Below are 7,764 nucleotides of genomic sequence, written 5' to 3'. Positions count from 1 at the left end.
ACGATGCAGGTGATCTGGACAACGAAGGCTTTGCTTTAGGCACAGACTACAACCAGTTCGATGCAGTTGGAACGTACAACACGACCATTGCAATAGGAACAGCAACGGATAACAACTACAACTTCACTCCGCTTAACAGCAGCACCTTTGAGGTAGGCAAGTTGGATCTAGCAGTAACTGCGGTAACTGGAGACATCACTTACGGAGATGCAGAACCAACTCCGACAGTTGAGTATGCTGGCTTTGTGAACGGTGACGATGCAGGTGATCTGGACAACGAAGGCTTTGCTTTAGGCACAGACTACAACCAGTTCGATGCAGTTGGAACGTACAACACGACCATTGCAATAGGAACAGCAACGGATAACAACTACAACTTCACACCGCTTAACAGCAGCACCTTTGAGGTAGGCAAGTTGGATCTGCAGGTTACCGCAGATCCACAATCCAAATTCTGTGGTCAGGTAGATCCTGATTTAACATATCAGATTACTTATGGAAGTCTTGTTAATAATGATGAACTAAGTGGAGAACTTATTCGTGAAGAAGGGGAAGTTGTAGGAACGTATGCCATTCTCAAAGGGACATTAGATAACTCCAATTATGCAATTACTTATGTTGGAGTAGATCTTTCAATTGAAGCTATTACAATTGATGCCTCCGAATCAGGAACTCCTGTTCAAGTAGGATCAAGTGCTGACCTAAGTGCGAATGTTTCTCCAGGAGTTGGGGGAGTAAGTGTAATTTTCGAGGTAACTAATGAGGCTAATGTTGTGGTCTTCACATCTGATCCTGTAATGACAAATTCCTCTGGAGAAGCTACTGTTTCAACAGGGGCGTTGAATACTATTGGAGTTTACAAAGTCACAGCGACTGTAGGATCCGGATGTTCAGAATCTGTAGCCTACCTTCCTGTTTATGATCCAAATGGAAGCTTCGTAACCGGTGGTGGTTGGATTATGTCTCCTGCTGGTGCTTATAAAGCAGATGTAAGTTTAACTGGCAAAGCCAACTTTGGATTTGTATCTAAATACAAGAAGGGTTCTAGTCAAGTGGATGGAAATACTGAATTCCAATTCAAAGCGGGTGATTTGAACTTTAAATCAACACTTCATGAGTCTGGTACATTGGTGATTTCAGGTAAAAAAGCTACCTACAGAGGTGAAGGAACAATCAATGGCCAGCCGGGCTATAAATTTACCCTAGTTGCTTTGGATGGTGATTATAATGGTGGTACTGCTTCCGATGAATTCAGAATTAAAATTTGGGGTGGATCAGGTATCATCTACGATAATGGCTTAGGTGCTGATGATAATGCCGATGATGCTACCACGCTAGGCGGCGGTTCTATAGTAATCCATGAAGCAAAAGGTAAAGGCAACAAGCGAATTGTAACAGACTTGGTTTCCGTTCCTTGGAATACTCCTTCTGAAGAAATCGAGAAGAAGATCACAAGTATGAGTTCTACTTGGTTTGAAGGAAAAGCCATCAAACTCACTATCAATTCTGAATCGTACAATGCGCTTCAACCAGGACTCTATGAGTTCAAAGCCAATCTGCTTGAAAACGAATGGTTTGCGCTGGAAGAACCAATTACTGTCAATGTACTTGTTGCTGATAAGCCTCTGGCTACAGACATAAAATTGAGCAATTCTATTCTACTTAGAAATATCCATAACGGTAGCTTGATAGGTGATCTGAACACAATTGATCCTGTGGATGATCAGCATACCTATTCGATCGCTGAGAATACTGATTTTGAGCTTGTTGGTAAGTCACTTGTTTGGAAGGGAACTGAGATTCCAGCAACAGCGAGAATAACAGTCTTTAGTACTGATAGAGCAGGGCAGACGATCGAAAGAGCAATTGAGCTAAGCCGCGAGCCTAGATTTGGAGATTTCAACATGTTCCCTAACCCTGCAGAATCTGATGTAACAATTGAAGTTGAATTGGAACAAAGCATGAATGTGGGAATCAGAATCTATGATGCTGTGGGACGATTGGTATTTGAAGATGAGAGCGTTCAAAACGGAATTTCTAAACATCAAATAAATATTGACCACTTAAGCCCAGGCTTATATACAGTACAGTTGAAAACTGGTCAGCTTGTGATGAACAAGCGATTGATTAAAAAGTAACTTCTAGTTCTTAAGTACGAAAGCCTCTCTTTTTATAAGGAGAGGCTTTTTTTAGACCTTTTTCTTCATGATCTGGATTCCCCGAACTTCGGGATGCAGACGTACGAATCCTAATTGATAGGTTAATATCCATTCATAACCGAGCTTCTCGTAAAATCTTTTTGCTTGGAGTTTTGAAGACATAGCTTCTAGCCAAATGAAATCTAACTTTCTGTCTTTGGCGATTTTCTCAATATGCTGCATCAATTGCTTTGCAATTCCATTCCCGTGGACCGATTGATCTAGATAGAGTCGATGTAGTTTCATGGCATTGGGGATGTCAGTTTCCTTAGGAGAAAAAGGGAAGTCATATTTAAGTATACCTATTGATAAACCTTGGTATTCCACGAAAAAATAATGACTTCCATCCCTGGCAAGCTCTTTCTTAAGATTTTCAGAATTATAACATAAATCAAGATACCAATCTCCTTCATCAGTCCAGAAGTCCTGATAAGCATGTTTATATACCCTTTGCATTAAAGCAAAAAGCATGGCTTGATCTTCAAGTTTAATTGCTTTGAGAGATAGCTCGGTATTAATGGAAATCATCTGAGTTTGGAAATTTACCTAAAGTAAAAAACAATAAAAAACCACAGTCATTTGACTGTGGTTTTTTATGTTAAGCTACTTTTTCAGAAGCCGCTTTGATAATAATCTTACTTTCTAGCCAATACCTTCTTAGCAGCAGCTACAATGTTTGCTGCGTTCAAGCCGTATTTCTCAAGCAATTCGGTAGGAGTACCAGACTCACCGAAGCTGTCATCTACACCTACATACTCCACAGGAGCTGGGTTATGTCTTGCTAGGGTTTGTGATACACTGTCACCAAGACCACCATTGTACTGATGCTCTTCTGCTGTGACAGCACAGCCAGTTTTAGCTACAGAGTCAAGAATTGCTTCTTCGTCAAGTGGCTTGATTGTATGAATGTTGATCACTTCAGCAGAGATACCTTCAGATCTTAGGATTGCTTCTGCTACTACTGCTTCCCAAACCAAATGGCCAGTAGCAAAAATAGTCACATCAGTTCCTTCGATCATTTTCCATGCTTTTCCAATCTCAAACTTTTGAGCTGCATCAGTGAAAATAGGCCAAGATGGACGGCCAAATCTTAGGTAAACAGGGCCCTCGTATTCAGCAATTGCAATCGTAGCTGCTTTCGTCTGATTGTAATCGCAAGGATTGATCACAGTCATGTGCGGAAGCATTTTCATCATGCCTAGGTCTTCTAGGATCTGGTGCGTGGCACCATCTTCTCCTAGCGTCAAACCTGCGTGAGATGCACAAATCTTTACATTCTTACCAGAGTAAGCGATAGACTGACGAATCTGATCGTAGACACGACCTGTAGAGAAGTTGGCGAAAGTACCTGTGAAAGGAATCTTGCCATTGATAGTCATACCTGCTGCGATACCCATCATGTTTGCTTCTGCGATACCTACCTGAAAGAAACGCTCGGGAAACTCTTTTTGAAATGCTCCCATTTTCAATGAACCGATCAAATCGGCACAAAGTCCTACCACATTAGGGTTCTTACGGCCAGCTTCTAATAAGCCATCACCGAATCCTGAACGTGTATCTTTTTTTTCTGTATAGTTGAATTTTAAATCCAATGTCTTTTCCATGTTTTCTTTTGAGTAAATGGTCTAAAAATAGCTTTGATTAAAAATCACCAATGGTTTCTGGTAATTGACCCAAAGCGTCTGCTAGTTGCTCGTCACTTGGAGCAATACCATGCCACTTGTGCGTACCAACCATAAAGTCTACACCATAGCCCATTTCTGTGTGAAGTAGATTCAATACCGGTTTGCCTTGACGGGTCATGTTTTTAGCTTTTTCCAGTCCTTCCACTACAGACTTCATGTCATTACCTAGAAGCGTATCTACGACTTCCCATCCGAAAGACTCATATTTTGCTCTCAAATCGATCAAGTTCATGATCTCCGCGGTAGGTCCATCGATCTGCTGTCTGTTTAAGTCAATAGTAGCGATCAAATTGTCCACTTTCCAGTGAGCCGCATACATGGCAGCCTCCCATACCTGACCTTCTTCTTGCTCACCATCCCCCATAAGAACATAGACAGTACTTCCGTCGCCATCGATTTTCTTAGCTTGTGCAGCACCGATTGCTACTGACATGCCTTGACCGAGTGAACCAGAAGCGATTCTGATTCCTGGAAGTCCTTCTTCAGTAGCTGGGTGACCTTGAAGTCTTGAATTCAGTTTTCTGAATGTGTCCATTTCCTCAGGAGAGAAATATCCTGATCTGGAAAGTACAGAGTACCAAACGGGTGAAATATGGCCATTGGAAAGGAAAAATAGGTCTTCACCTTTTCCTTCCATTTTGAAATTAGGGTCGTGATTAAGCTGGTTGAAATACAGAGCTACAAAAAACTCAGTACAACCCAAGGATGCTCCAGGGTGACCGGATTGAACAGCATGTACCATGCGCAGACAGTCTCTACGTACTTGAGATGCAGTACTTTCGAGTTGTTCGATTGTTTGTTTTTCCATTACGGATATAGGTTTAATTTAGGATTTGTGCGGTATGTTCTTTCGTGTTTACTTTTTCGATGATTTCAGAGATTTTCCCTTCCTCATCGATTACAAAAGTTGTTCTGACAGTTCCCATGTAGGTTTTGCCAAACGTATTCTTTTCCTGCCATGTGCCGAAAGCTTCATGAACTTTCAGGTCAGTGTCAGCGATAAGTGAAAAAGGTAAGGACTGCTTTTCTTTGAATTTCACATGCGATTTTTCTGCATCTGAACTTATCCCAAAGACTACATAACCTGCTTTCTGTAACGTGTCGTAATTATCTCTCAGGTTACATGCCTGGGCAGTACATCCTGGAGTAGCGTCTTTTGGGTAAAAATAGAGGACAACCTTTTTCCCTCGATAGTCAGAAAGCTTGATCGTTTCTCCTGTTTCAATTTTCGCTTCAAAATCTGGGGCCATTTGGCCTTCTTCTAATTTCATGTGCTAATATTTTGATTTTCAATGTGCAATCTCGCATGGTTAATAATCATCCTTTTGTGTGCTGCTTACAACATGCTCGATTTCATGTACTTTTGTTTAAGGCGCCTAATTTAACCAATCGTTCCTTTCCATTCAGCAGTATTGCCAGCTTTATCGGTAACTTTTAGCAAAACTTCTCCTTTGAACGGTTCATTTGTTAATTTTTCGGACCAAATCACCGCTTGCTTGTATTCATATCGCATCAGCACCCATTTACCATTTACATAGGCTTCATAAGTGTCGATTCCTGATAAATCATCCTTGATCACGAAACGCATATCGGATGAATTGACTTTGATTACTTGGATCGTTGGTTTGGTGTTGTCCTGCAAAATGGATATTTCTCCCAAATACCTGGAACCGAAATTTAAAGTGTTGCCATTCCAGGTGCCTCCCAAAAAGGATTTGGAGCCACCAGAGGTATAGTAAGCATGAGATCGATTTTTGTTCCCAGAATAGCCTGGCACATCCCAAAGTATGTTCACTGCATTCCAAAGATATTCCCGGTTGCTATTTATTATCAAGCGTGGTGTTGCCGTAGACCCAGACTGAGAAATTCTCAAGAACAAATCGTCTAGAACAGTGTCGTGCTTGAAATTCAGTTGCACGTTTTTGTCCGAATAGGAGATCTCTTTTCCTGCTGGTATTAGTGCATTGATCCCAGGAATTACCACTTCAGAGCAAATATCAATTTCCTCAGGAATGCCAAATTCCATGTCCCAGAGGTAGGTACGGCTGTTTGCATCCTGATAGGCTGGAAGCATTTCAAATTGATTTGCACCTACATAGAATTTGGCCAGGCCACCTTTTGGAGTAACTGGAGCCTTGATTTTCAGGATATTATTGATGTAATCAAGCGACGCCCGAGAAGGTGCCGTGCCATCATTTATATTTGTCTCCAAATCCTGACCTTGCAAAGTGAAACTAACCTGCCGTTCATTTCCATGAGCATCGCGTAGCTTCAGTTTGTAGTCTTTTTTTACACCAGGTTCTAGTTCAAGATGACCAGATGTTTCGGTGTTTGGACTGATAAATTCAAACTTTAAATTCTTCTGAGAATATAGTTTTGAATAGCTATTTTGATAGGTGTACAACAGGAATTGTCTCGTGTAGTTGAAATCAACCTTGTCCACAGTCAAATTGAAAACAGTGCCTTTTTCATCTACCAACTCAAACATAGGAGAGCCATTTCTATTACTGGCTCCATCTAGTTGATCGTAGCTGCGGATTTCAATTCCTACTTTTCCAGTAATCTTAATATCACTCGGTAAGCGGTAATTAGAGCCGCTGGCTACTGGTGTGACTACAAGCCTTGCAAATTTCCCATTCACTCGGGAGTCTATATCCAAAGGAACAATAGCAATGCTTTGCGGTACAGGAGCTGTATTGTCTAAGATTTCAGGAAAACCAAATAGGAGAGGGTCCATGGCCCGTTCCAAACTGTCACGAATCTCAAAATGCAAATGTGGTCCACCAGACCCACCAGTGTTACCGCTATCTGCAATTCTTTGTCCCTGCTTTACCGGCAATTCTCCTGGCTCAGGATATACTTCCAGGTCTATTGCTTTTGCCTCATACATTTTCTTACGCATGTAGTCGCTTAGCTCCTTGTTGAAATTCCGCAGGTGTCCGTAGAGCGTGATTTTGCCATTTGGATGCTTGAGGTAAATCACATTACCGTAACCAAAGGATGATATCTTAATTCTATAAACCCAGCCATCGGCTGCAGCCAAGATCGGAAGACCTTCTTGACCACCAGTTTTGAAATCCAAACCCGTATGAAAGTGATTTGGTCTTAACTCAGCAAAGTTTCCCGCCAAATAATTTCTGGTTCCCGGGCTGATTGGATTCTTGAAATAGCCCTTGTCCACCTCCTGAGCATTCAGCTCAAGCGCGGTAAAGAATCCAAGAAAAAGGAGGGCGTAGCGCAACTTACTTAACTTCAAAATCCAATAACTTTTCTGTTCCTATAAATCCTTCCAATCTGTCTCCGATCTGCACTGGGCCTACTCCTGCAGGTGTTCCCGTATAGATTAAATCTCCTTTTTTTAGCATAAAAAATTGCGATACATATTCTATGATTGTTCCAAAATCAAAAAGCATCAGGGAGGTATTACCTTTTTGTCTGGTCTCGCCATTGATGGTCAAATGAAAATCTATGTTTTTCAGATCTTCAAATTCATCAACGGATTTGAAGCCTCCAATAGGAGCAGCTCCGTTGAATGCTTTGGCTATTTCCCAAGGCAAGCCCTTTGCTTTGCATTGATCCTGTAAGTCACGCGCGGTGAAATCAATACCAAACCCGATTTCATCAAAATAGCGATGCGCAAATTTCTTCTGAATGTATTTTCCTTGTTTGGAAATCTTCAGAACTAGCTCCGCTTCATGATGGATGTTTTTGGAAAATTCAGGGTAGAAAAAAGGAGCTCCGTCCTTCAATTGCGCAGTATCTGGCTTTAGAAAAACGACCGGATTTCCGGGAGTTTCATTTTTCAATTCCTCTATATGAGCCGCATAGTTTCGGCCAATGCAAATAATTTTCATAGTGTTAGGCTATTAATCTAGAGCTTC

At 41.4% G+C, this 7,764-nt stretch carries 7 protein-coding genes; 1 reads left to right on the top strand and 6 read right to left on the bottom strand.

Annotated elements, in window-relative coordinates:
• The coding region (locus ESV85_RS20785) for an MBG domain-containing protein (protein ID WP_146921054.1) at positions 1 to 2,138 on the top strand (2,138 nt) is incomplete at its 5' end.
• A gap of 51 nt (positions 2,139 to 2,189) precedes the next feature.
• Here the strand turns inward: ESV85_RS20785 and ESV85_RS20780 are convergent.
• The 6 genes from ESV85_RS20780 to ESV85_RS20755 form a co-directional block, all read right to left on the bottom strand.
• On the bottom strand, positions 2,190 to 2,726 hold the full coding sequence (locus ESV85_RS20780) for a GNAT family N-acetyltransferase (protein WP_146921052.1): 537 nt from the start codon (positions 2,724 to 2,726) through the stop codon (positions 2,190 to 2,192).
• 107 nt (positions 2,727 to 2,833) lie between these two features.
• Positions 2,834 to 3,802 (bottom strand): transketolase family protein, encoded by a 969-nt coding sequence (locus tag ESV85_RS20775; protein WP_146921050.1) that lies wholly within the window; start codon positions 3,800 to 3,802, stop codon positions 2,834 to 2,836.
• Between the two features lie 37 nt (positions 3,803 to 3,839).
• Positions 3,840 to 4,691, bottom strand: coding sequence for a transketolase (locus ESV85_RS20770; RefSeq protein ID WP_146921048.1), 852 nt, complete (start codon positions 4,689 to 4,691; stop codon positions 3,840 to 3,842).
• 13 nt (positions 4,692 to 4,704) lie between these two features.
• Positions 4,705 to 5,154, bottom strand: a complete 450-nt coding sequence (gene bcp / locus ESV85_RS20765; RefSeq protein ID WP_146921046.1) for a thioredoxin-dependent thiol peroxidase — start codon at positions 5,152 to 5,154, stop codon at positions 4,705 to 4,707.
• 110 nt (positions 5,155 to 5,264) lie between these two features.
• Positions 5,265 to 7,139, bottom strand: a complete 1,875-nt coding sequence (locus ESV85_RS20760) for a M23 family metallopeptidase (protein WP_223276075.1) — start codon at positions 7,137 to 7,139, stop codon at positions 5,265 to 5,267.
• Positions 7,126 to 7,737 carry a fumarylacetoacetate hydrolase family protein gene (locus ESV85_RS20755; protein WP_146921044.1) on the bottom strand — a complete coding sequence of 204 codons (612 nt, stop codon included), beginning with the start codon at positions 7,735 to 7,737 and terminating at the stop codon, positions 7,126 to 7,128. Before ESV85_RS20755 ends, ESV85_RS20760 begins: the two co-directional genes overlap by 14 nt.
• Between the last annotated feature and the right edge of the window lie 27 nt (positions 7,738 to 7,764).

It is taken from the genome of Algoriphagus aquimarinus, from assembly GCF_007997215.1.
In the GTDB taxonomy this organism is placed as follows: domain Bacteria; phylum Bacteroidota; class Bacteroidia; order Cytophagales; family Cyclobacteriaceae; genus Algoriphagus; species Algoriphagus aquimarinus_A.
Note: the sequence above shows the minus strand (reverse complement) of the source record. Positions and strands in the feature narration are given on the sequence as shown.

Coding starts and splice junctions, on each gene's coding strand:
- ESV85_RS20780 (WP_146921052.1), bottom strand. CDS start 2,726: ATGATTTCCATTAATACCGAGCTATCTCTCAAAGCAATTAAACTTGAA.
- ESV85_RS20775 (WP_146921050.1), bottom strand. CDS start 3,802: ATGGAAAAGACATTGGATTTAAAATTCAACTATACAGAAAAAAAAGAT.
- ESV85_RS20770 (WP_146921048.1), bottom strand. CDS start 4,691: ATGGAAAAACAAACAATCGAACAACTCGAAAGTACTGCATCTCAAGTA.
- bcp (WP_146921046.1), bottom strand. CDS start 5,154: ATGAAATTAGAAGAAGGCCAAATGGCCCCAGATTTTGAAGCGAAAATT.
- ESV85_RS20755 (WP_146921044.1), bottom strand. CDS start 7,737: ATGAAAATTATTTGCATTGGCCGAAACTATGCGGCTCATATAGAGGAA.